We start from the raw sequence: 25,468 nt of genomic DNA, 5'->3' as shown, positions 1-25,468 counted from the left end.
CGGGTTGTGATATTGTTTATTTAATCAGGATAATCAGGATAATCGTGAAACGAGGGAGATTAATATACTGTGATGGTATCTTCTCAACGATTGATCACACTAACTAAAAAATTAATACCAGATTGGGCGGAATATTCACTAAATTAATAACTAAGGTGATTAAAAAGCGGATTTAATGCGTTAAAATGAAGCAATTTGGTCAATTATAAACCAAAGTGAACTTGTTATGTATAGGTAAGAGTTATATACGCAATTAACTTGAAAATGCAGGACTTAAAGTCTGAAAATTATCCGCCAGCGGGTAGTCAGTTCCTGTACTTTTTCTGGCAAGGTGGCTCGATACGGTTATATCGTTGGTGGATATCGTTGATATTGTTGTAATTTTTTTGATTTGATAATATTTTGAACTGCATCAATAACAGGTTCATTATTATCATCAATAAAAAAGTGAGTACCTTCAAAAATGATGACCTTTTTCTCTTTTTCAAATAAATCTAACCAAGAATAGAGTTCTTGCTCTGTAACTATGGCATCATTTTTTCCACCAAACACGGTTAAAGGACAGGATAAAGTTCCTGTTCCAATATAATGATATTCTTCCGAAATTTTAAAATCTGCCTTTATTGCGGGTAAAATCAGAGATAATAATTCGGCATTGTCGATGACTTGTTTATCAACCCGGCCAAACGTCTGTAATCCATTGATAAAATCTTTATCCGGTAACCCACTTAATGGTTCTCTGATAGCAGGAACCTGAGGCCCTTTACTGCCTGAGGCAATAAATTCGAGGGGGAGAGGTAATGATGCGGCGTCAATTTTTCTTATTAGCTCAAAAGCGACTCGGCTACCTAAACTGTGACCAAAAAACAGATAAGGTTTATCAAGTAAGCTTTTGATATTGATATATATGTCTTCAACAAGGCGACTCATGTCATCATGAGGTTTTTCTCTGATCCTGCTACCTTTACCGGGGGGTTGTATGACTAAAAACTCAGCGTTTGATTTGATTTTTTTGGCAAAGGGAACAAAAGTTGCACTGCTTCCTCCGGCATAAGGGAAACAAAATATTCGTATATCAGGATTAGAAACAATATTAAGTTTAATAAAACATGAAGGAGATTTTTCCATCACAATCTGGCTCCGTTATCGTTTGCTATAAAGTTACGTATTGAAATTAACTATTTTGTTAACTTCTGCTTTTTGTTTACGGTATGCTACCGCCCTTGGGTATTATCCCAACATTTAAACAACAATGTGTTTATCAGTTAAAAATAACGAGTTATAACAAGTGAAAACAATAATTAATTCTTAAAAATTAGAACCATTTGATATTAGCACATTGAAATAAAAATCAATGGATTCCTTTTTTATTCATTTGTACATATTAAAATAGCCTATTATTAATTTTTATTATGAACATTGTATTTAATTGATTGAGATTATATTGTTAACAATGTAAGTGATTAATGTATCCGTCATTCCGCACCTCATTTCTGATTTAAAAATCGGTCATGTATTCAATAGTTAGTTACTGTAATATGCTTCCGGCTTTTTAAGGATGAAGGTCGCCGCGCTACATAGGTAACCCAGCAATCCACCCAACACTTACACGACAGTTGGCAGCCAGATATGAAAAAGGCCACGCCGGAGCGCAGCCTTGAATTTGTTATCCGTGATCTAAACAGGGTGTTCTCGTTCGATGGCTCAGTCCGTATACACTACAGTGGTTATTGGTGAGACCCAAACCAACGGAAATTTCGTTCCGCTTCCTCTGACTCTTCTTGTCGTTTTATTATCCAGTAACAACCTGTAGTAACAAATTCCATCACATCAACATGGTGTATTGGAGCCTTAACAGGTAACCCCGTAAATTGAGATAAATCCCTAGCAAAGCCTGTTCTTCCGGTATAGCACGCAACCAACCGAATACTTCGGATGTGATAGAGTAAAATGAGTGGTTTGATACTTTCTGCCAGATCGCTTGGTGATAAAGGGTGTGCATCAGGTAATTTCTCTCGGCAAGGAAACCCGGCAATTTCAGTACCAGATAAAGGATGTTCTACAGAGTGTCCTTGAAAAGAAGCTCTGTTGGGGTCTCCATGTCCAAAAATATTAAGTCTGGGGCCTGGCTGGTATTTCGGTATATCCAAAAAATAATGATATTGTTTATCATTACTGACCACAAGCTTCACGCTATCTTTTACCGCGTCCTGTAAGGGTAATTTATAAATATCGTTAAAATAATGTCGATACCATCCCATAACACTCTCCTTTCTGACGGTATATATTTTGTAATACTGATATCCCCAAAGTACAAAATTACCAGTTTTAAAGAGTGATGTCTTTAAACATTATAATAACAAAAATAAAATGGTTGTTTTTTGCCCATCAAAGATCCTGTGACTGGTGTAGACATGCGTTCCCCCAGAAAACAAAAAAAACGCATCGGGCGCTGAGGGATCCCCAGAAATCAGCGCTAATAAATCAAAACCATACTTTGGTAGATTCTGGCGAGGTATTTGAGTGTTTTATTAAGTACAATTTCAAATAATATTAGCGGGGAATGGCGTAAGACATTCTGTGCTAATGTCAGATGAGAGATAACTCTTCTTGATTTAATACTATTTGCCTGATAATCAAGATATAAGATTGATTACTTTCGCCAAAAAACAACCAGACCTCACCATCATGCCGCAAGCTATGTTAACAAATCTCCATTGGAATTAAGCTAACTGCATTGATGCAACACTGCGGATGGGTTTATGACAAACCTGAACACCGTTTGACCTTGGAAGGTATTCTTGACCGGATGAGAACGAGCATTCATTTGATGCCATTTTTCTATCGGTAACTGACTTATCAACAGCACCTAACCCCGTTGATACAGCTGATCCACTATCTCCAGTAAATCAGCCTAACATCGGCCGTATCTGACGTTTAATGTTTCAATGATCTTGCTCAATGCGGTTATTGAGGTACTTATTCTGGCGGATTTTGATGGTCTTTTCCTTTGATTTATCGGTATTCAGCAAGGCGAGCTCCCCGTGGTGGGGTAGGGTTTTACGGAAAAAACGCAAACCTGACTATGACAGCGCATTGGCGGCACTGAAATAATTGTTTTATTATTAATAATTATTTTATTATTAATAATAGTCTTATTTTAGTGTTTTAACACAGCAACCTATTGTTTTTAAATTTATATCTGGCGACGATAAAATCACAATGAATAATTTTATCGTCGCCAACTTATTTTATATAATCCCACCTAACGGTTAAGAATAATTAACTAGTACCAAAATCCTCTTGTCCTTTTCAATTGAAAAACATTTTTAAATCAAAAAATTGTCTTCATTACTACGCTAGTGGCCACCTGTTTTACAACCTTCCTCCCTTATTCACACAATCACATTGCCAATAACTAAAAATAAACATCCGATGTAATTTTATTGCAAAATAGTTTTTTATATGAAATATTGCATATAGATTAATACCTTCTTGCAATCAAAATAATGGCTGTCTGGGTTAATCGTAACAATCAGTAGACAAAGTATTTTGATTTGTTTTCTGGACCTTAACCTAAAGGCTCATGCGGTAGCTTTGGTCTCACAAGGAGATTTCAATGGAAAGGATCATTATAGCTCACTCCTCATTAGGCGATGAATCCCTGATATTTAAGTCATTGAAAGGAAGGGAAAAATTATCAACTATTTATAGTTTTGAAGTGGAGCTTTTCAGTGAAAAGAAGGATCTTGACATCAAAGAGTTACGAAACAAACCCCTGTCAATAGAGATAAAAAATTCTACAAATATTTCAGAAAAACCCCGCTTTTTAAGTGGAATTATCCGTGAAGCCACTATTTGTGATTATTATGACCATTACTACTATTTATATAAGGTGATTATCCAGCCTGAGTTGTTCATTCTCACTTTAAACAAAGATTTCAGAATCTGGCAGAAAAAGACGGTGCCTGAAATTATTTCAGACGTTCTTAATAAATATAAAATAAAGTTTAAAAATGAACTCAATGCGAAATACCAGCCATTAGAATATTGCACCCAATATAAAGAAACTGATTTCGATTTTTTAAGTCGGTTAATGGAACGTGAAGGAATTTATTACTATTTCCAACACGATAAGAATGATCACACGCTTATATTGGCTGATTCCCCCCAATCCCATTCAGCCTTACCAGAGCAGGCTTCTATTGAATATTATCCAAGCCATTTTTCACCGAAAAACAAAGACAAATATTATCTATACGACTGGATTGTAAGTTATTCAATCAATCCCAAGCTCTATACCATGAGTGACTATAACTTCCTTAAGCCAAATGCACAGCTAAAAGAAACTCAGCAGAATCCAGATCCGACAGTGCCAAAAACAGAGCTGTTTGAGTGGCCAGGGAATTATACCGAAAATGCGCAAGGACAATTTTATGTCCGAGTACTACAACAATCCTATACCGCGCAGGATCTGTATATAAAAGCGAAAAGCGTAGAATCCGGCATTGCGCCAGGCTACACCTTCACATTATCAAAAGCCCTGCGGGATGGAGACAACGGCGACTATCTTATTGTCAGTGCCAATTATGAGTTTCATGAAAATCCCTATATTCTGGGAGACAATGAGGTTGATGCCGACAACATAAATAAAATTATCACTGAGTTCACCGCCATCCCCGCTAAAGTCAACTGGCGTGCTCCTCGCACAACATCATGGCCCATAGCAGGTACTGAACGAGCTACCGTTGTCGGGGCAAGCGGCAAAACCATTTGGACTGATGAACATGGCAGAGTCAAACTCAAGTTTCACTGGGACAGAAGCGATATAAAAGACGATAAAAGTTCCTGTTGGATACGGGTATCCAACAATTGGGCGGGATCAAAGTTTGGGGTAATTCAGGTGCCAAGAGTGGGGGAAGAAGTTATCGTCAATTTCATTAATAACAACCCAGACGAACCATTGGTTGTGGGGCGCAGTTTCAACCAAAACAATATGCCTCCCTGGGAATTACCCGCAGAAGCCACCAAAATGGGGATAATGTCACGGAGTTTAGAGGGCGGAAAAGATAATGCCAGTTATTTGTTGATTGATGATGCTCAAGGAAAAGAATCCTTCGAAATACATGCCGAGAAAGACATGACAGTCTCAGTGGAACACGATCAAACCGTTTCCATTGATGGGGCATCTATCACAAAGATCAAAAACAAACAACAAACTACCGTGACCAATGGCAAGGAAGTCGAAGTCACCAGTGGTGGTATTCAATATAAAATTACTGACGGATATAAAGCAGATATCACGGGTGATAAATCAGAAAAAATCAGCAGCTCTTATCAGTTAGAGGTTGGACGCAATTTTGCTAACAACATCAGTGGAAATTACAACCTGAATATTACGGGGAATAAGAAAGAGTCAGTGACAGGAAACGCCGAAATTAAAGCAAGCAAGTTGTCCTTGGCATCGAGTACCACAATAGATATTAACGGTGCAGCAAAGATTTCCATAACGGCGGGACTCATTCTATTGGGTTAATAGCTCAATTAAAAAGATTTATTCGGGGCTTTCAATGAAAATTATCAAACCTCTGCGCTTAAGTCTGCTACATCGTCCTTATTACTGGCGGCAACATCACTATCTTGGTGTCTCCATTATGGCTTTAACTGATATGGGTGCCTCCCCTCGCCTGCGGCCTGAGCCTGAACTTTGGCAACTTGCAGAGGCTGAACTGAAAACCACTAATAGCGTTGTCGATCTCGCCATCCCTAAATCTTCCGCTGAATTTCTTGCAACGGGCTATGCCTATACTCATCACCAGCCTGATAAAACCACGTGTTCTGCACGTATCCAGATAGAGCAATTGGATAAGACACTTATTGTCTCTGGCGATCGTCATTGGATTGGCGATAAGCCATCCACGCCGCAGGCATTTGAACAGATGCGGTTGGATTGGAGCCGTGCTTTCGGGGGAAAAAATTATGAAGAAAATCCATATGGGATCGGCTTTACGCCAGAACTACAGGAAAATGGCCTCGAAACTCATCGATTACCTAATGTAGAAGACCAAAACAGACAACTTTTGTCACCGCAGGATACCCCTAATCCTGCGAGTTTTTGTCCCCTCGAATTTGGGTGGCCGCGCCGTTTCACCCGTATAGGGAAAAAATATGACAAAGAGTGGCTGGAAAATGAATTCCCTGGTTTTTCCCGTGATATCGACTGGCGATTGTTTAATGCTGCTCCCCCTGATCAATGGTGGGAACACTATCAGGCACTACCAGAAAACGCAGCATGGCGTATTTGGAATATGCATCCTGAAAAACCTATGCAAGAAGGCAAGCTGCCACCGTGGCAGGCGCGTTGTTTCATCAAACGGCTGCGTGCTGACGAAGATATTTTCGAAGAGATTGCCATGCGCAATACGACGGTGTGGTTTTTCCCTCATCGGGAACAGATGATCCTGATTTGGCATGGTTACACACGCGTTAATGAAGATGATGCGACTGATGTTTTACACATGCTCTCCGCAATAGAACTCAATAGCGAAGCACACTCAGAAAATGACTATCTTCAAGTACTTAACCAGCGTACAGAGAAAGAAAAAGGCGCATTATATGCCCTGCGAGAAAAAGACCTGATCCCTGAAAGCATTATTGGCCCGTGGATAGATACAGAGCAATCGGAGCATGGCAGTCCTTTGAGGGAGAATTTGCAAAATCGCGAGAAACGCCTGCGTGAACAACACAAGGAGCGCATGGCGAAATATGGAAAAGATATCAGCACACTAATAACTCCCTGTATTGAACAACCCGCTAATCCCAAAGCGGATGAATTACCTGAATTTGTAGACAAAATAGAGCAAGAAGCTGCCCAAAAATATATTGCAGCCGAGCAGCAACGGGAAAAAATTCGCACAATCGCTCAAGAGCAAGGTGTTAAGGTGGAGCAGGTAGCGATGCAAAACACCCCCAGAGGGCCACAAAACTTCCACCAAATACGGGATATCTTGTACCAACAGCAAGAAAGTCAAAAACAAGTTGAGCCAAAATCAATAGAACTTAACGATAAAAAACTGACACAGATTGAACAATCCCTGCATAAAATGTATCTGGCCTCTGCACAGACACAACCGCCAGCCCTGCGCTTGACCGGGGATCTGTCACAAATTATTCGCAAGCAAGTCCAGCGTATTATGCGGGAAGGGGGCGATTTCCGTGCAATGGATTTTACCGGAGCAGACTTATCAGGAATGGATCTACAAGGAGCCAATTTTTCCGGTAGTTTGCTGGAAAGTGTCTGTTTCAATAACAGCCAATTGGATGGCGCAGATTTCAGTGAAGCCATGTTAGCCAGAGCCGAGATATGCCATGCTTCCCTATATGGTGCAAAACTGGATAATGCCAGTCTGGCACAGGCAAAATGTGAACAAAGCGATTTTTCAGCGGCAAGTTTTAAAGAAACACAATTGCAGGAAACATTGCTCAACCATTGCCGATTTAATCATGCTATCTTCACGGATCTGTTTTTACAAAGAACCTTCATCAAACACTGTCGTTTCCAACACTCGCAATGGCAAGGCTGCATTTTTATTGAGATGATGCTACCTGCTCTAAAATTTAGCTATGCCAGCTTAAATAAAGTTTCCTTTATCAATTGCCTGCTGGAGAACGCCATTTTTGATCACGCTGTACTCGACAGTTGTTCATGGATAGAAACCGAAGCAGTGGCAATCCGGTTTCGATCAGCCAAACTGCTAAACTGCGTATTTACCATGAAAAGTGTGCTTAATCATGCTGATTTCAGTTATGCCACATTAACGGAATGTAATTTACGCCAGACACCTTTAGTTCAAGCCTCTTTCCACTCTGCCACACTGAATAACAGTGATTTTAGCGAAGCCAACTGCCAATTGGCTGATATGCAGTATTTAAATACCACCCAAAGTATATTTATCAGAACGAATTTTAAGAATGCATTGTTGAATAATGCCAACCTGATCGGCGCTTTTATGCAGAAATGTACTTTTTGTAGCACTGACTTACGCGAAGCTAATCTGTTCCGCGCTGATATGTCCCAGTCCATCATAGACGACTCCACCTTGATTCATCATGCCTATACACAACGTCTCAAAACCTTACCCAAACGTGATCAGGACGTGATATGAGTATGCTGACAGTTAATGAGATTATAGCTAAGATCAAACAGCGAGACGTCATTGAACAAGTCAATTTGCAGGGGATCTCGCTGGTTGGACAAAACTTATCAGGAGGCAGGTTCTGGGCTGTAGACTTTTCAAATGCCAACTTCTCCCATGCCATTCTTGAAGAGTCAGTCTTTACTGAATGCTTGTTTGAAGAAACGGTTTTCAATTCCGTCAGGTGTGAAAAGACCTTGTTTGAACAGTGTAATATGATACGTGCTGTGTTCAATAAGGCCACACTGAGCGCCAGTGTGTTCGACCAATGCGTCTTAAAAAAAACACAGTTTAAAGTCACAAAACAAAACAGTACCCAGTTTTCATCCTGCCAATTGCAATATGCTGATTTTATTGAAAATGAATTTGATCGCGCCACCTTTATCAACTCAGTATTGCATTACGCAATATTACGCAATAGTCACTTTTTTCTGGTCACCTTTTTTCGTCAGGACTTAAGAAAAACGGATTTTTATGCCAGTCAGTTCATGAAAACCCTTTTTTTTGAATGTGACCACCGTGATCAAGATTATCGAAAATTGCAATTTCAGGCCTGTCAATTTACAGATAATCAACTTGATGCAGTGAATTTTAATCAATCCAATTTGACCCATTGCAATTTTAAGGGAAGCTCTCTGCAAGACGCCCAGCTTTCGAATGTCAATGCAACCCAAGCGTTATTCATCAATGCCGATTTAACGCGTGCATGCTGCCATAACAGTCTGTTTAATGGAGCTATTTTTATTGGCGCTTGCCTTGAGCGAACCGATTTTCGGCAAAGTCAGCTACAACAAGCCATCATGCAAAAAGTACGGGCTGTCAACGCACAATTTGTGAATTGTGATATGACCTATGCTGATCTCTCTTATGCCAACATGAATAACAGCGACTTTCGGGCAGCACATTTTATGAGAACGCTTTTTCATCGTACTCAACAAGTTGGAGCATTATTCTCTGACCGTCAGGGCATATTGGAAAATGATCCTGAACTGTTTGCTGCTGAAGAGTGGAGTACACAACAACGTCAACGTAAGATTTAAGCTGGAGAATCAATATGGTGAAATCTTCTTACGCGCTTTCTTCATCGACTCTTGTTACGGAACAACGATATACAGAACAACCACAGACGAAACAATCCAGTCCATTCCCATCGCAACAAATTGTCGGCCAAGTCGTCAATATCTTTCAGGACGGCAAATTAATGGTTAAAAATCAAAATTATGGGTGGCATTGTCGACAAGCCTCCAGTTGCCTATTGGCTCCTGCAATGGGTGACAGGGTGCTACTTGTAGAAGCCGATGAACAACTCTGGATACTGGCGATATTAGAACGGGCAGAGCAACAAGATCCGGCTGTAATCAAGGTATCAGGCGATTTATCCATTATGGCTCAGGGGAATTTGAACCTGAGCAGTAACGGGTTAAATATCACCGCCGAAAATGGAAATTGCCATATTAATGAAATGCAATACAGTGGTGGATCCTTGTCTGCCTGGGTCTCCGTCTCGAAGATAATAGGCAATCAATTTGAATCCGTTTGGCAAACTGTAACTCAGCTGAGCCATCGTCTTTTTCGCCATACTACGCAAACAGAACAAGTGCATGCAGGGCAATTAGATATGCAGGCAGAAAACTACATGCGACTACATGCCCAAAATACCGTGATAACCGCAAAAGCAATCACCAAAATAGATGCTGAACAGGTCCACATTGGATGAAAGAATAAAAAGGAAACATTATGTTTGCTAATACCCAAGGCGGTGGCATAGATCTGGCCATCCCAGATATCTGCCTAACCCCATGCCCTCTAGGTGCCCCAATACCGATGGTGTATCTCAATATTGCACAAGGTACGAATGGCATTTGTGCCAGCACGGTCAATATTCTCTTTATGGGAAGTCCAGCCCATAACATGGCGACAATGATTGCCATGACGAATGGAGATAATCTGGGGGTGGATTTGGGCGTTGCGTCCGGGACGGTGATGGGACCCTCCCGCCATACGCTTGGAGCCAATAGCGTCTTGATTAAGGGATCACCGGCAACCCGGCTATCAAGCCCTACCCTACAGAATTCAACCAATTCGGTAGGATCACGTGCCGTCCCCAGCCAGACAAAGGTCGATATTTCAGGGGCATGATCTCCCCTGCATCTTGTAAAGATGGGGGAAATTCATGGTCAATATAAAAAATGCCAGCCACACAACTCCACCTTGCAGTGATAAGACATTCTCCCGCGAGATAATTGGGCATAAATTCGCGAACAGATGTCGATTAAATTTCAAGTGTGCAATGATGGTAATACTGTTTCTTCACGTACTCGTATTTAATTTAATAATATTTAACATCTTCGTATTAACAGGGTGTTCATCATCCGAGCAGAAAAAATCGCCCCCTTATCAATTGATTTTTCGTGCCACAAATAATGTGAATGACTCAGCTCCGCTGAAAATACACGTTATTTTGTTGAAATCGACTTCAGAGTTTATGTCTGCTGATTTTTTTTCACTGCAAGGTCATGCTCAGGCTGTACTGGGTAATAAATTGATTAATTCTGAGCAACTTTTTTTACTGCCTTTTCAGCACAAATATTTCTTGTTGGAAAAAAACATACCAGAAGCCAATTCTATCGGCATTTTTGCTGAATATAAGCAATTGGATGGGAAAAAATGGCGTATCGCATTACCGGTTCCCATTCCTGAGCCTCCCGCTTTCTATAAATTTTGGACATCACCGCCAGACACATTAGATATATGCATTCAAGTCACCGCCAATGGCCTAAATTTCATCGATAAATGCAATTAACGTTATGCCGTAAGAGAAGGAACTATATGAGCAGATCAGAAAAAGTTATCTGGACAGAAGGCATGTTCTTACGCCCTCACCACTTTCAACAGGCCGAAAACTATCTGGAGACTTATGTCCGCGATTGGGGTATGGCTCAAAGGCCATATTACTGGGGCTTTTTAACGTTAAAGTTAGATCAATCATTACTCGAACAGGGCAAGGTCATGGTTGCATCAGCCAGTGGAATTTTTCCTGACGGGACACCCTTTAATTTTACCGAGGCGCACGCCCCTGTTCCATTACAACTTGCAGAAAATCAAACTGGAGAAAATGTCGTATTGGCACTGCCGATCTTTCGCGGAGGAAGGGAAGAGATCATTTTTCAGGAAAGAAAAGACTCTATGGCACGTTTTGTCAGCGTTGACGCCGAGGTCAATGATTTTAATGCCATGTCAGTCGGAAGTACCACCGTGCAATTTGGCAGAATGCGCCTGCGGCTGATGTTGGAATCAGATCTGACTCCGGAATGGACGTCACTCAGTATTGTGCATGTTATCAGTAGAACCCGTGATAATAAATTGCTCCTTGATTCACGCTTCATTCCGCCCTTACTCAACTGCCATGCACATCCACAACTTGTCAGTTTTATTAATGATTTACAGGGATTACTGGAGCAACGCCGCCAACAGACAAGCCAGTGTTTGTTACAATTGGGGCAACAAAATAGTTCGGAAATCATGTATTTTCTTTTCTTGTCATTAGTCAATCGTTATAGCGGCCAAGTGAGCCATACCCGGAATATTCCCTTACTGCATCCAGAACGGTTATTCAGTGAATGGCTGCAATTTGCCACCGAACTGGCAAGTTTTTCCCAATCACGAATACCAGAAGATAAACTTCCGATTTATGACCATGACAATTTGCAAGTCTGTTTCAACCACCTCATGTTTTTATTACGCCAAGGGTTATCCATTATTCTGGAAGAACACGCTCTCCAGTTGCCTTTGACTGAGTATTCTCATGGGCTGAATGTGGCGACCTTAACTGACGCCAATATGCTAAATACATTCAGCTTTGTATTGGCCGTTTATGCCGATACGCCGAAAGAAACACTCATCTCCCGTTTTCCGGCACAGATGAAAATTGCCCCTGTTGGCCGCATACGTGAACTGGTTCAGTTACAGTTACCCGGTATCCCGATCAGTGCAATGCCATCCGTTCCCAGACAAATTCCCTGGCATTCCGGTTGCCTCTATTTTGAGTTAGAAAAAGAGGGTGAACTCTGGAGCCAGATGGCAAAATCCGGTGGTTTTGCGTTACATCTGGCAGGTGAATTTCCGGGTCTGCACATGGAATTTTGGGCTGTTAGAAATCAGTCCAAAAGTTGACGCCTCAACAATCAGAATCAAAAGAACAGAGGTCACTACGCCTATGACTCCAAACACTCCCAACAGGCATACGGAGCTTTCTGGCGACATTTGGGATAATCCATTAGTCACTGCCGCTAACCCTCTATTAAATAGCATTCCTCAGATCCGCCATGATACCGAGTCCCCGGATCCAACCGTTCTACGGCGAAAACTGATCGATGAAATTCGCCACTTTGAACTGAAATGCCAATATGCCAAATTGCCTTATGAAGTCATTATCGGTGCACGTTACTGTCTGTGCACCACATTGGATGAAGCGGCAGCACTGACTCCGTGGGGCGTTCGCAGTGTCTGGTCCGGCAGTGGATTGCTGGTCACGTTTCACAACGAAACGTGGGGAGGGGAAAAACTTTTCCAGTTATTAGCGACGTTATCCCAAAGTCCCCAAAAAAATCTGTTGTTGTTAGAACTCATTAACTTTTGTCTCCAGCTTGGGTTTGAAGGGCGTTATCGTGTCATGGATAATGGGCGAACCCAGTTGGAAACCTTGAAACAGCGCCTGTTCCAGTTAATTTATTCCGTTCGTGGCAATTATCCGCCTGAATTATCACCAGCATTGCAAAAAATCGTCGCGCCAAATAGCCCCTGCCAATCTTCCTTCCCTGTTTGGTCCTTTATCGCTATGACCTGTCTTATTGCATGTATTCTGTATATCGGACTGAATTGGCAGTTGGATAATATAACCAGCCCAATATTGACGAAAATATATCAAGTCAATTTGCCCAATATGTCCGTTGATGATCACGTTTCTTCTTTCCTGCCGCCGGTCTTAAATTTACAGGATATGCTCAGACGTGAAAGTGCTGCGGGATTATTAAATGTAACGAATTTAGCGGATAGAAGTATCGTCACATTAAGAGGCGATGGTTTGTTCAATACGGGTTCCACTCAAATTAAAAACAATGAACTTCCCGTCATCAAACATATTGCTGAGACAATAAACAACATCAAGGGGGAAATTTTAGTTATTGGTTATACCGATGATGTTCCCATTAATAGCTCCGGCTTCTCATCCAATTATGCCTTATCACTCGCCAGAGCCAAATCAGTAAAAAGGGAATTCGAAAAATATCTGGATCACCCTGAACGGGTAAGAACAGAAGGAAGAGGAGAAAGTGATCCCCTATTTCCAAACGATACGCCCAGTCATCGAGCTAAAAACAGACGGGTTGAAATCGTTCTGTTAATTTCCCCTACACATCAGACAACGTGAGAATACGGAAATATGTTGAGCGCCATTGTTGCTATTTTTACCAGCCGATTAATGTGGAGTTTCCTCGGCATCACCGCCATCTCTTCCATTATCTGGTTTATTGGTCCCATGACTTCTATCGGTAATACCATACCTCTTGGATCAAGTACGGTACGAATAATTATCATTGCCATATTATATTTTGTCTGGCTCTTTATCCAGTTAGCGTCTCACTTATATCAGGTTTGGCTGAATAAAAAACTTTCTGCCCCATTAAACAGAGGCAATGACGAGGGTGAACAAGTACGAAATTCACAATATTCCCCTTTATCAGAACACTTTTCTGATGCCTTACGACTACTGAAAAATGCCTATTTTTATGGTTCAGAGATCCAATATAAGCCAAAATGGAAACCTTTTTTCGATCGTCGATATCGGTATCAGTTACCTTGGTATGTCCTGATTGGCCCCCCCAATTCAGGGAAAACAACCCTTCTGGCAAATTCTGGTTTGCACTTTCCATTATCCGATCATTTCGAAACGCTTTCCTCAAACGAGATAAAAGAAACCGATAATTGTCACTGGTGGTTCACCAATCAGGCTGTCTTACTGGATACACCCGGACGATATACCACTCAGGATACACGGCACGAACAAGATGCCCGTGAATGGAAATGTTTTGTCAATTTGCTGAAAAAATATCGCACACGCCAGCCCCTAAATGGCGTCATTCTTACCATTAGCGTAGCGGATTTATTAAACCCCTCAAAGAAAGTACGTGATCAACACGCTTATTTATTACGCAGGCGATTGTCAGAATTACAGGCTCAGTTCAAGATCCAATTTCCAATCTATGTCATCATTACCAAGATTGATTTACTGAAAGGATTTGGGGCTTATTTTGCCCATTTTGACAAAACACAGCGCGATCAAATCTGGGGATTCAATTTCCCGTGGAACAAAACAGGCTGGGATCTGAAGGACATTTTTGCACAGCAATATGGGTTGTTGCAGACACGATTAAATGCAGAGCTATCCCATATTTTATTGCACCTGAATGATCTTCAGCAATGTGCTGAAAGTTACCTGTTTCCGCAAGAATTTGCCGCACTGCAACCCTTAATTGCTCAGCATCTTGAAATTGCATTCGCTAAATCAGGGTTTGATATTCCTTATTCACCACGTGGGCTTTATTTCACTAGCAGCGTACAGGAAGAGCCTATTCATCAAGGATATTTTCTGAAAACTCTGCTGGAAACGCTCTTTCAGGAAGCGGGGCTTGCCGGTCAAAATCGTTGGTGGGTGTACAGAAACCGTCTATTAAAAGGGCTGGGGTATATTATTCTGGCTGCGATCATGGGGTTAATCATCACCTTGTTTTTTAGCAGTTATGGCAACAATAAAAATTACCTGACAGAAGTTCAAAATAAAATTTTCCCTATTCTGAGCCAAAGTGCAGCATTAAAAAAGATCAGCAACGACATCGATATTTATGCCTTACTGCCTATTTTGAATAAAGTGGCGGATTTGGGAAAAAGTAAATATTTTTCTCCTGATGCTCCCCCTTGGTCATACCAAATGGGCTTGTATCATGGTGAACAGATCAATGATGCCAGTTTGACTCTGTACACGAAAACATTACAAACCTTATTGCTACCGCAAGTCGCACGGTTAATAACGTCTCAATTGCACCAAACCAACAGCGATAATATATATAACACTTACAATACGTTGAAAGCGTATCAAATGTTATGTCAGCCCCAACATTATGACGGTAAGTTCTTACATCGTTGGGTGATGCAATATTTGCAGGCTCATTTACCCCCCACTATTTCACCGACACAATTACACCAAATTGAGGGGCATCTGCGCCAATTATTGGAATATCAGATCGTTACTTTCCCTTATGTTTGTGATAACCCACTGATAAAACAAAAACAGATTTTACTTAGCAAGATCCCACTAGCACAACTCGTTTATATCCATTTAAAACAGGAACTATCGGATAACCCCAATTTATCGCCAGTCGGCTTAACAACGCTTGCTGGCCCAGAAGCCGGATTGGTTTTCTCACGCATCAACGGTACACCGATTACCCTTAATATAGCGGGGATGTTTACTCCGGCGGGGTATCAAATGGGGATAGGTAACAATCTCACTACCCTCATCGATAAGTTATACAGTCAAAATGCATGGATACTGGGCCAGTATGCAGAAATATCAACCCCAAGAGAGCTTACCCTCTTAGTACGACAATTTTATCTCCATGATTATCTTGAACAATGGGATAAATTTCTGTTCGACATCCGTCTAAACAATATTGACAGCCTGGAGCAGCGTTCTAATATAGCCCAGTTTCTGGCTTCAAATGCTTCTCCCATGCGCAATCTGCTCATTAATATCAGTAAGAATGTCAATCTGGATGAAAGGTTAAGCGATAACCATTTTGATAAAAAAATCGGTGAGTTGGTCAGCCGTAAAGCAGATTCATTGACAAAAGTCGTACCTAATCCATTCATGTCAGGAGATAACCTCCCCACCCCGGAACAAGAATTGAGAAAACATTTTGCCCAAATTACTGCATTGGCAAACAATCCAGACGGTAAAAATAAGCAAATTCCTTTTGATCATGTTCTCAGTCAACTTGCCAAATTACACGAATATCTGGATTCAGTACAAAATGCTACCAATATAGGCATACCCGCGCCATCGGATGAAATTATCACCCAACTCCAAGCCACGGCGGAGCGGTTGCCGATCCCATTCAAGGGCATCATTTCCTCGTTGGCAATGGGGGCTAACAGTGATACACAAGCCAGTAACGTAAAGAATCTCAATAAGCAGCTGAATACAGAAGTCCAAGGCTTTTGTCATCAAGCGATTGCCAACCGCTATCCGCTGACGCCGTGGGCACTTGATGATATCAGACCGGATGATATGGCTCGGATGTTTGCGCCACAAACGGGGATCATGGATAGCTTTTTCCAAAAAAATCTGGTGGGAAAAGTCGATACATCTCACGAAAACTGGCGCCTTATACTGGGAACGGATAGCAAAGCAAAAGCATTACCGGAAAGTCACAAGTTACTCCTGCCATTCCAACAAGCCCAGATCATTCGAGATACTTTATTCAGCGACGGCTCGCGTATCCCTTCATTTCGGGTCATCGTCCGCACCGTAAATATGGATAAAGAGATATTGAGTATGATACTGGATGTTGATGGTCAGCAATTGCAATATAGCCACGGCCCACAAGTTTCGCAGTCACTCAATTGGCCTGGCCCAAACGGCTCCAATCAGGCTCGTATCCAATTAAATTTAGATGATGGGACAACAGCGAGTCTCATCACTTCCGGCCCGTGGGCATTAAATCGCTTAATTGACCATGAACAATTCGCGGCAGGAAAACCCGCCACAAATAATCATACAAGCCAGCGTGTGACATTTAATATCAGAGGCCATCATGTCTCATTGGAATTTATTCCAAACAGTATTCTCAGCCCGTTTCAACTTCCCATTTTCGTCTGTCCCAAGCTGATTAATTCATAAAAATAGATGGCCTATACCCATCCAACTTCACGTTGCCGCTTGCAAACCCATGTGAGTGTTTATACCTCTGTGCGGGAGATATAAGACGCATCTTGAAAGGCGACGGCTATATTCAACCATCAATATTTTCATTTTCAACTATCAGAAAAAGTAAACCCTATTATGAACATCGAAACCTTACTCGAACCCGTCAGCATCGAATCTCCTTGTGGGGAAAATCTGGAATACGATCCTGAATTTATGGCATTAGAGCAATCCTTGCTTGGAAAAACGGAACAGCAGTTTGGTGATATCACTATTCCAGCGGAGACACCTGACTGGATACAGGCCGAAAAACAAGCCATTAGCCTACTGAGGCGGACCAAAGATCTGCGCATCATCATGGCACTGATACAATCATGGTTGCAAATGCGGGGATTATGTGGCTACGCAGACGGCCTTAATCTGCTCCAGCAGACACTGGAACGTTATTGGGATGAAGTTTGGCCGAAATTAGCGTTTGAGGGGGAATATGATCCCCAATTTCGCCTCAACATACTTGCCGCTATTGAGGACGATTCTCCTCTTTCGTTGCAAGCGCAATATTCCACTCTGTTGCGGAACACGTCAAAGGAGTTGTCATTGCTGGAGGTTTGCTCATTATTGGATGGCACGATAAACGAAATCAGCGGCTATACTGGCGGGCGAACCCGATTACAGGAGGAGTTAAAGCAGCAGGCCAGTAGCCCTGAAGTTTTGGCCGTGATCCGTATTCGGGATCACCTCATTGCAATACTCGACATTATTCGTCAGGCATTCTCAGAAAGTTATGTTTCTGAATTGTCTTGGTTATTAAAACAATTAAATAAAGTGATTGAATTTTGCCCTTCCCTTTCAAAAACAAGGCATCGCGATAAGGAGACAGATCCCAAAAATATTTTTGACTCAACAACATGTTCGGAACAGAGAACGCCTGCATCTACATATTCAACCCATGCGGTATCTGCTTCTTGGCATACCATTGAAGCCAGCAACCGTGATGAAGCACGCATGTTACTAGAAAAGGCTAAAAACTATTTTGTCGTCAATGAACCCAGTCACCCTGCCCCACATATGATTGCCCGTATTCAGCGGTTGATTGATCGTGATTTCGTTGACATTATTTATGATCTTGCCCCAGATGGACTCAACCAGCTCGAAATCATTTTTGGTCGCTCAGACAATTTTGACTCGAATTAATCGTCGTTTTTTCAACAATCTATCAAGCCATGTGTCGTTTTATATCCATCCAACTTCAAGTTGCCGCTTGCAAACCCATGTAAGTGTTTATATCTCCCCGCTACGCGGGGAGATATCACGCATCTTGAAAGGCGACTGCTATATATCCGATTAAATTAGCTAATTATTAGCCAGTAATGGAGAATTTGTCATGAAATCCAGTGGACAAAAGTTTATTGCTCTAAATCGTCCTCCGCGCGTACAGATTGAATATGATGTCGAGCTTTATGGTTCAGAACAAAAAATTCAATTGCCGTTTGTTATGGGGGTGATGAGCGACTTAACAGGAAAAACATTAGAGGCTCTACCGGAAGTGAATGACCGCAAATTCATGGAAATTGATCTTGATAATTTTGATGAACGCATGAAATCAACACAGCCCCGTGTTGCTTTCCAGGTGGACAATACACTAACCCATGATGGGAAACTGAATGTCGAATTAATTTTTGAAAAAATGGAAGATTTTCAGCCTGATGTGATTGCTAAAAAAGTGGAACCCCTAGCTAAGTTACTGGAGGCGCGAACCCAACTGGCAAACCTATTATCCTATATGGATGGCAAAAGCGGCGCAGAACAATTGATCGCCGATATCCTGCAAAATCCTGCTCTGCTGAAATCACTGGCCGATGCACCAAAACCCACCGAAGGTGTTGCTGATACTGAGAGTATCACCGACACAGAAGAGGCTGAAAATAAGGAGTAATTCATGAGTACGACTGAACAAGAAACTGAATTTCAGCAAGAGCAGCTCTCAAAAGAATATACCCCTGATGAACTGAGTGTATTGCTGAATAAAGAATTTCGTCCACAAAGCGACCAGGCACGAAGCGCTGTGGAAAGTGCTGTGACTACATTGGCACAACAGGCGCTGGAAAATACGGTCACAATCTCCGGTGATACCTACCGAACCATTCAAGCCCTGATTACTGAGATCGATAAAAAACTATCACAGCAAATTAATCATATTTTGCATCATGATGAGTTCCAAGCGTTGGAAGGGGCTTGGCGAGGGTTGCATTATCTCGTCAATAACACGGAAACCGATGAAATGTTAAAAATCCGTGTTATGTGTATTTCCAAAAAAGAGTTGGGCAGTACGCTAAAACGTTTCAAAGGTGTGAGCTGGGATCAAAGCCCTGTCTTTAAAAAAATCTATGAAGCGGAATATGGCCAGTTTGGCGGTGAGCCTTATGGTTGCCTTATCGGAGATTATTATTTCGATCACACCGCACCCGATGTTGAACTCTTACGGGAGATGGCTCAGATTAGTGCCGCCGCGCATTGTCCATTTCTTTCGGGCGCCTCACCAAGTGTGATGCAAATGGAATGCTGGCAAGAGTTATCTAATCCACGGGATCTCACCAAAGTTTTCCAAAATACCGAATATGCCCCTTGGCATAGTTTGCGTGAATCGGAAGATGTTCGTTATCTGGGATTAACTTTACCCCGTTTTCTCTCCCGTCTGCCCTATGGTAATAAAACAAATCCTGTCGATAATTTTAATTTTGAGGAGGATACCGAAGGCCCTACCCACAGTAACTATACCTGGGCCAATGCAGCTTATGCTATGGCTGTTAATATCAACCGCTCATTTAAATTATATGGCTGGTGTACTTCTATCCATGGCGTAGAATCCGGTGGTACTGTAGAAAATTTGCCTTGCTATACTTTCCCAACCGATGATGGCGGGGTTGATATCAAATGCCCCACCGAAATCGCCATTAGTGATCGCCGTGAGGCTGAATTGGCTAAAAATGGTTTTATTCCACTCTTGCATCGTAAAAATACCGATATGGCCGCCTTTATTGGGGCACAATCATTGCAGAAACCGTCTGAATATTACGACCACGACGCCACCGCTAATGCAAATCTTTCAGCTCGCCTACCTTATTTATTCGCCTGCTGTCGTTTCGCTCACTATTTAAAATGTATTGTCCGCGATAAAATCGGTACATTTCAGGAACGTAATGATATGGAGAACTGGCTTAATAACTGGATAATCAATTATGTTGACGGTGATCCGACCAACTCTTCTGCAGGAACCAAAGCACGAAAACCCTTGGCTGCCGCAGAAGTACAAGTAGAAGAAATCCCAAGTAACCCAGGATATTATCACGCTAAATTTTTCCTACGCCCACATTATCAATTAGAAGGATTAACCGTTTCTTTACGTCTGGTATCAAGATTACCTTCATTAAAAAGCACTTAGTTCTCTAATATTAGGAGTAACATTATCAACCATAATCTTATTGTCTTTCATCTTTAATTTCCCATCAACACATCACTGTTACCACATAAATTAAAACTGTTGTTCTGCATTCAACATTATTCATTATTCATTGTTGTTATAATAAATATAATTTGAGGTGTAATTATGTCTGATTTCAATTCCATGTATAATACTCATTCTTTCGTTCAATTCGAGGGCATTGAGGGTGAATCGCAAACTAAAGGTTATGAAAAATGGATCGGTGTCCAATTTATTAGTCGTGCCATAATTAACCCTGCTAATGGCTTAACCGATATAGGAAGCTGGGGTTCAGGTAAAGGTATTTTAAGCCATTTCATGCTTCATATTAATTATGACAAAGCAATAAGCGCCTTAGAAAAATATGCTGTCACGGGTAAACATATTAAGACAACAAAAATTCATATACTTCGCTTCATTGGCGATAATGAACCGGCAATATGGGCTAAATATGAACTTACCAATACTTATATTTCTGAAATCGGCAGTGGACAGCCTTCCGATAATGTCATCACGGTTGGCCTAAAAATGAAAAAATTCCAATTCAATTACACGCCAGCAGATTATGAAGGTAAAAAACAGGCTGAAACCACCTGGACCTGGGATCTTGAAAAAAATGTCATCGAATAATATTCATTATTTATTTTATTTTCTCATATAATACGGCCAATAACCTCCCTTAGGGGAGGTTATTTCCCACCAATAATAGGCATCTATCATTATGCGATTCACCATTGTTAAAAATATTGGTACAAGCCAGCCGCAACAACTGAGTTATGATTTTATGCCACCCGGTGGCACAATTGGCCGCTCCCCAGATAATAACTGGATTTTGCCCGATGAAGGGCAGGCTATAGCTCGTTTACAGGCCACTGTATCTGTTTCCATCGATGGAGAATGTCGTATGACCAATCGGGGGGCTGCCTCTGATATTTTGTTAAATACCATCCCCATCGCTCCCGACCGGAGGATTGAAATACGCGATGGTGATACGTTAAATATCGGTGATTACCAAATCCAAGTCATTAATATTAACCAAGGTTCGAATAATACGAATAGTGTGAACACGCCACCATTGACAACAATTCGCAAAGATATTCCCAGTGAAATTTGGGATGGATTGGAGAACACGTTTACGCCCGATGAAAGCATGCCTCAGACTCCCCAACAAGTTGCTAAGACACTCAATGACAATAATCCACTCATAAAACCTCAGCGGCATCAGGAACGTAATCCAATAAACCCTCTCGAACAGATGGAAACAATAATTGATCTGGATTCCTTGCAACACCGTGCCACGGATCCAATCACGATGTTTAATGCAAACACGGATAGCCAGCAGGAAAATATTCTCAATGACAGTACGCCCAGTACCTTATTGCAGCAGGGCAATCAGCGCGATAAACCAGAAATTGATCCCCTGATTCTATTTTCCGATAAACATCGGCGGGGGATTTTGCATGATGAGCCGCTAAATTGGGTAATGGAGAATGCTGAACCTTTGGTCGCACAGGCTAATACAGGCTCTTCTGACCCTCAATATGGTGCCAGTGATCCCCCTTTCCACCGTCATAACAATGAACACTTGGATATCGACCCAGTGACATATCCGCCTAATCCCCATCAACCCGATCAGGCCGAAGAAGGTGTTAAATTAGAGGGTCAACTCTTAGCCGCTTTATTGGAGGGTATGGGGCTTAATCATCTCCAAAACCTGCAATTTGATGGGCATACCCTGTATAAACTGGGGAAATTACTTAGCCAGTTATCACAAGGCATTATAGCGTTAAATGCGTCACGCACACAGTTGAAATATGAGACTGATACCGGAGTTGCCCAGATTCTGGTGGATGGCAACAATCCCTTTGCACTTTTTCCTTCGGGTCAAGCGGTGCTGATCCAAATGATTGGCGAACATATGCCAGGATTTATGTCAGCAGAACAGGCAACACGAGATATTTTAATCGAGTTACAAGCACATCAATTGGGTATGATTGCCGGTTTACGCACTATTACGGCAGAGATGTTACAACGATTTGATCCCTTAGTGGTTAAACAAAAAGCACAAGCTGCCGGCAGACTGCCTCGTTTGGCATTATCATCAACGTATAAAGCTGCTTTATGGGACTATTTCACCAAACATTATCAGAAAAATATGGAAAAAATTGAACAGGATCACACTATATTTGGTGAACAGTTTCGGCAAGCCTATGAGTCAGAAATTATCCGATATAAACACTCACAAGATAAATTAAAGAACAAAGATAAAAAATAACACCCGCACAATAACAACATTTAATAGATAACCGATAATTAATGAGTAGATAAATAATAATGAAAGATAATATTACTTTATTACATGGCGGTTATCATTTTCGAAAACCTCCTGCACGCATAACTGCCAGAGATAGGATGCAGTCTTCTTTGCTTGACAGGCTTACTGACAATGAACCTGATAAGAAAAAAGAAAACATGAACAATTATTTATTATCACACAGAACCTTTCGGCAAAATGTCCTGCGGGATTTACAATGGTTACTCAACAGCATTAATAAAGAACCTAATCAAGATTTTTCTTGTTTCCCTGAAATACAGCGCTCTGCTTATAACTTTGGCATAGCACCACTGGCGGGTAAAAATATATCCGATATTGAATGGAGTGATATCCAAAATAAAATCATTAAAGCGATCCATATTTTTGAACCCCGTATTATTCCCAATGAACTGCAAGTTAATTGCATTTCCGATATTCGTTCACTGTCTCTATACAATACATTGTCCATCGAAATAAAAGGATTTTTGTGGTGTATCCCCTGGCCAATAGAATTTTTGTTTCGCAGTAACCTCGATCTAGAACACGGTTATTTCACCATGAAAGAAGCCGGATAAAAAACCTGAGAGGAGAATCATGGATAGCAAACTATTGGAATACTATAACCGAGAGTTGGTGTACTTACGTGAAATGGGTAAAGAGTTTGCGGAACGCTACCCCAAAATTGCCAATCGATTAGGCATGCATGGCATTGATATCGCCGATCCCTATGTTGAACGCCTGATAGAAGGGTTTGCTTTCTTGACTTCCCGCATCCAGTTAAAAATGGATGCCGAATTTCAGCATTTTTCCCAGCATTTACTGGAAATGCTCTATCCCAATTATCTGGCTCCCACCCCTTCCATGGCCATTACAGAACTCCAACCAGACATGAGTAAGGGAGATATCAGCCACGGTTTTCTGGTGCCACACGGCTCGATTATGCGCTGCCAGTCTCTGGAGAACGATGGCATTACCTTGCAATATTCCACGACTCAGGATGTCATCTTACAACCGCTGAAACTACAAAAAGTTGAGCTTGGCAAGATCCCCGCCAATTTTCCTCTGGTGGGTTTAAACCTTCATCACTATGGTGCAGTCAGTGCATTACGTATCCGCCTTGCCTGTAAGGGAAAGCTCTTTCTCCACGATTTGGATCTTAATAAACTGACCTTTTTTCTTTCAGGGCCAGATATTCAATCCCAAAAACTGCTGGAACTGATAATGGAGCACTCGGTTGGGATGGTATGCCAAACTCAGGGAGCCTCCCCACAATACCTGACATTGCCTGACATTGCTCCACATCATGAAGGTTTTGATGATGAGCAAGCCCTCTTACCCAATGATCCCCGTAATTTCAGTGGATATCGCCAGGTTCAAGAATATTTTGCCTTTCCGGCACGTTTTCGATTTTTCAGTATTTGTGGTATGCAACCTTTGCTCAAGGAGACCAAGGAAGACGTTGAATTCGAACTTATTCTGCTCTTAAACAAAACCGATAGCCGTTTGGAAAGCCTGATCGATATTTCCTATCTGGCATTGAACTGTACACCTGTGATCAATTTATTTCCCAAAATGACCGAGCGATTGACGGTTGATGAAAGTACCAATGAATATCATCTGGTCGTGGATAACACCCGTCCATTAGATTACGAAATTTTTTCCGTGCAACGTTTACTCGGTATCGATGCACAACATAAGCAAGAGCGTATATTTCGTCCTTTTTGGTCAACTAATAGCGATGATCCTGATAATTACGGTGCCTATTTTTCACTGCGCCGGGAGCCACGCATATTGTCTGAACACGCCCATCATTATGGCACCCGCACGAGCTATATCGGCACAGAAACATTTATCTCTATTGTGGATGAACATCACTCTCCGTGGCCTGATACATTAAGGTATCTGAGTGCCGATGTGATGTGTACTAACCGAGATCTACCCGCAATGTTGCGGCAAAAAGATATCAATAGCTTTGCCATGCTGGACTCCATCCCGATCAGTAAAATTGAGTTTATTAAAAGGCCGACCATCCCTCGCCCTGCTCTGGCTGAAGGGGCTGTATCATGGAAATTAATCAGCCAGCTTCAAATTAATTACATGAATTTTATGGATCAAAACCAAGAAGAAGGCACCCAGACGCTACGACAGCTATTAAGTCTCTATGCCGACCTTGCTGAGCCAGCAGTCGTACGCCAGATTAATGGCATACGACACTGCTCATTAAAAGAAGTCTATCGTAGAGTGCCCGATACTGGCCTTATCGTCTTTGCCCGTGGTGTCAGCATTAAACTCGAAGTCGATGAGCAGGAGTTTGCCGGCGCCAGCCCGTGGCTTTTAGGCAGTGTGCTGGAAAAATTATTCTCGCGTTTGGTCACCATAAACGCCTTTACTGAAATGACACTGTATAGCCAGCAACGTGGACAAGTTGGCTTCTGGCCTGCCCGCATGGGCAGCAAGAAGTTAATATAAGTGATGTGTGGGGACAAGCCCACAAAGTA

18 protein-coding genes and 3 pseudogenes are annotated in these 25,468 nt (G+C 41.7%); 17 read left to right on the top strand and 4 right to left on the bottom strand.

Annotated elements, in window-relative coordinates; all coding sequences use genetic code 11:
* Positions 1–345: 345 nt before the first annotated feature.
* The 3 genes and pseudogenes from XBJ1_RS09005 to XBJ1_RS22480 form a co-directional block, all read right to left on the bottom strand.
* Positions 346–1,128 carry a thioesterase II family protein gene (locus XBJ1_RS09005; protein ID WP_012988569.1) on the bottom strand — a complete coding sequence of 261 codons (783 nt, stop codon included), beginning with the start codon at positions 1,126–1,128 and terminating at the stop codon, positions 346–348.
* A 599-nt stretch (positions 1,129–1,727) separates the two neighbouring features.
* Positions 1,728–2,261, bottom strand: coding sequence for a hypothetical protein (locus XBJ1_RS09000; protein WP_038198792.1), 534 nt, complete (start codon positions 2,259–2,261; stop codon positions 1,728–1,730).
* A gap of 215 nt (positions 2,262–2,476) precedes the next feature.
* Positions 2,477–2,647 (bottom strand): annotated as a pseudogene (locus tag XBJ1_RS22480) (IS4 family transposase); the annotation flags it as partial.
* Positions 2,648–2,688: 41 nt separating this feature from the next.
* On the opposite strand from XBJ1_RS22480, the pseudogene XBJ1_RS22010 reads away from it, so the two are divergent.
* Positions 2,689–2,824 (top strand): annotated as a pseudogene (locus tag XBJ1_RS22010) (IS5/IS1182 family transposase); the annotation flags it as partial.
* 124 nt (positions 2,825–2,948) lie between these two features.
* Here XBJ1_RS22010 and XBJ1_RS23000 read toward each other — a convergent pair.
* Positions 2,949–3,083: pseudogene (locus XBJ1_RS23000) on the bottom strand (IS6 family transposase); the annotation flags it as partial.
* A 536-nt stretch (positions 3,084–3,619) separates the two neighbouring features.
* Here XBJ1_RS23000 and XBJ1_RS08995 point away from each other — a divergent pair.
* The 16 genes from XBJ1_RS08995 to tssF all read left to right on the top strand — a co-directional run bounded on the left by XBJ1_RS08995 (position 3,620) and on the right by tssF (position 25,439).
* On the top strand, positions 3,620–5,536 hold the full coding sequence (locus XBJ1_RS08995; RefSeq protein ID WP_012988566.1) for a type VI secretion system Vgr family protein: 1,917 nt from the start codon (positions 3,620–3,622) through the stop codon (positions 5,534–5,536).
* 34 nt (positions 5,537–5,570) lie between these two features.
* Positions 5,571–8,165: a DUF2169 family type VI secretion system accessory protein gene (locus XBJ1_RS08990; RefSeq protein WP_012988565.1), complete on the top strand. Its 2,595-nt coding sequence runs from the start codon at positions 5,571–5,573 to the stop codon at positions 8,163–8,165.
* On the top strand, positions 8,162–9,235 hold the full coding sequence (locus tag XBJ1_RS08985; protein WP_012988564.1) for a pentapeptide repeat-containing protein: 1,074 nt from the start codon (positions 8,162–8,164) through the stop codon (positions 9,233–9,235). The genes XBJ1_RS08990 and XBJ1_RS08985 overlap by 4 nt, the downstream gene beginning before the upstream one ends.
* Before the next feature lie 14 nt (positions 9,236–9,249).
* Positions 9,250–9,912, top strand: a complete 663-nt coding sequence (locus tag XBJ1_RS08980; protein WP_012988563.1) for a DUF3540 domain-containing protein — start codon at positions 9,250–9,252, stop codon at positions 9,910–9,912.
* Between the two features lie 20 nt (positions 9,913–9,932).
* A complete protein-coding gene (locus XBJ1_RS08975) occupies positions 9,933–10,334 on the top strand; it encodes a DUF4150 domain-containing protein (protein ID WP_012988562.1) in 402 nt (133 codons plus the stop codon).
* A 151-nt stretch (positions 10,335–10,485) separates the two neighbouring features.
* The gene (gene tssJ, locus XBJ1_RS08970; RefSeq protein ID WP_143827727.1) at positions 10,486–10,998 is read left to right on the top strand and encodes a type VI secretion system lipoprotein TssJ; all 513 of its coding nucleotides are present in this window, start codon (positions 10,486–10,488) and stop codon (positions 10,996–10,998) included.
* Between the two features lie 26 nt (positions 10,999–11,024).
* The gene (gene tssK / locus XBJ1_RS08965) at positions 11,025–12,368 is read left to right on the top strand and encodes a type VI secretion system baseplate subunit TssK (RefSeq protein ID WP_012988559.1); all 1,344 of its coding nucleotides are present in this window, start codon (positions 11,025–11,027) and stop codon (positions 12,366–12,368) included.
* Between the two features lie 43 nt (positions 12,369–12,411).
* Positions 12,412–13,623, top strand: a complete 1,212-nt coding sequence (locus XBJ1_RS08960; RefSeq protein ID WP_012988558.1) for a DotU family type VI secretion system protein — start codon at positions 12,412–12,414, stop codon at positions 13,621–13,623.
* 12 nt (positions 13,624–13,635) lie between these two features.
* A complete protein-coding gene (gene tssM / locus XBJ1_RS08955) occupies positions 13,636–17,151 on the top strand; it encodes a type VI secretion system membrane subunit TssM (RefSeq protein WP_012988557.1) in 3,516 nt (1,171 codons plus the stop codon).
* Between the two features lie 162 nt (positions 17,152–17,313).
* Positions 17,314–18,369, top strand: coding sequence for a type VI secretion system protein TssA (gene tssA, locus XBJ1_RS08950; protein ID WP_012988556.1), 1,056 nt, complete (start codon positions 17,314–17,316; stop codon positions 18,367–18,369).
* A 190-nt stretch (positions 18,370–18,559) separates the two neighbouring features.
* The gene (tssB, locus tag XBJ1_RS08945; RefSeq protein ID WP_012988555.1) at positions 18,560–19,111 is read left to right on the top strand and encodes a type VI secretion system contractile sheath small subunit; all 552 of its coding nucleotides are present in this window, start codon (positions 18,560–18,562) and stop codon (positions 19,109–19,111) included.
* 3 nt (positions 19,112–19,114) lie between these two features.
* Positions 19,115–20,617 carry a type VI secretion system contractile sheath large subunit gene (gene tssC / locus XBJ1_RS08940; RefSeq protein WP_012988554.1) on the top strand — a complete coding sequence of 501 codons (1,503 nt, stop codon included), beginning with the start codon at positions 19,115–19,117 and terminating at the stop codon, positions 20,615–20,617.
* 165 nt (positions 20,618–20,782) lie between these two features.
* Positions 20,783–21,286, top strand: coding sequence for a type VI secretion system tube protein Hcp (locus XBJ1_RS08935; protein WP_012988553.1), 504 nt, complete (start codon positions 20,783–20,785; stop codon positions 21,284–21,286).
* A gap of 91 nt (positions 21,287–21,377) precedes the next feature.
* Positions 21,378–22,931, top strand: coding sequence for a type VI secretion system-associated FHA domain protein TagH (tagH, locus tag XBJ1_RS08930; RefSeq protein ID WP_012988552.1), 1,554 nt, complete (start codon positions 21,378–21,380; stop codon positions 22,929–22,931).
* Positions 22,932–22,990: 59 nt separating this feature from the next.
* Entirely contained in the window at positions 22,991–23,545 is a 555-nt protein-coding gene (locus XBJ1_RS08925; RefSeq protein ID WP_012988551.1) for a type VI secretion system baseplate subunit TssE, read from the top strand.
* 19 nt (positions 23,546–23,564) lie between these two features.
* Positions 23,565–25,439, top strand: coding sequence for a type VI secretion system baseplate subunit TssF (gene tssF, locus XBJ1_RS08920; protein ID WP_012988550.1), 1,875 nt, complete (start codon positions 23,565–23,567; stop codon positions 25,437–25,439).
* Positions 25,440–25,468 lie beyond the last annotated feature (29 nt).

Origin of the sequence: Xenorhabdus bovienii SS-2004, from assembly GCF_000027225.1 — a bacterium.
Lineage (GTDB): Bacteria > Pseudomonadota > Gammaproteobacteria > Enterobacterales > Enterobacteriaceae > Xenorhabdus > Xenorhabdus bovienii_C.
Note: the sequence above shows the minus strand (reverse complement) of the source record. Positions and strands in the feature narration are given on the sequence as shown.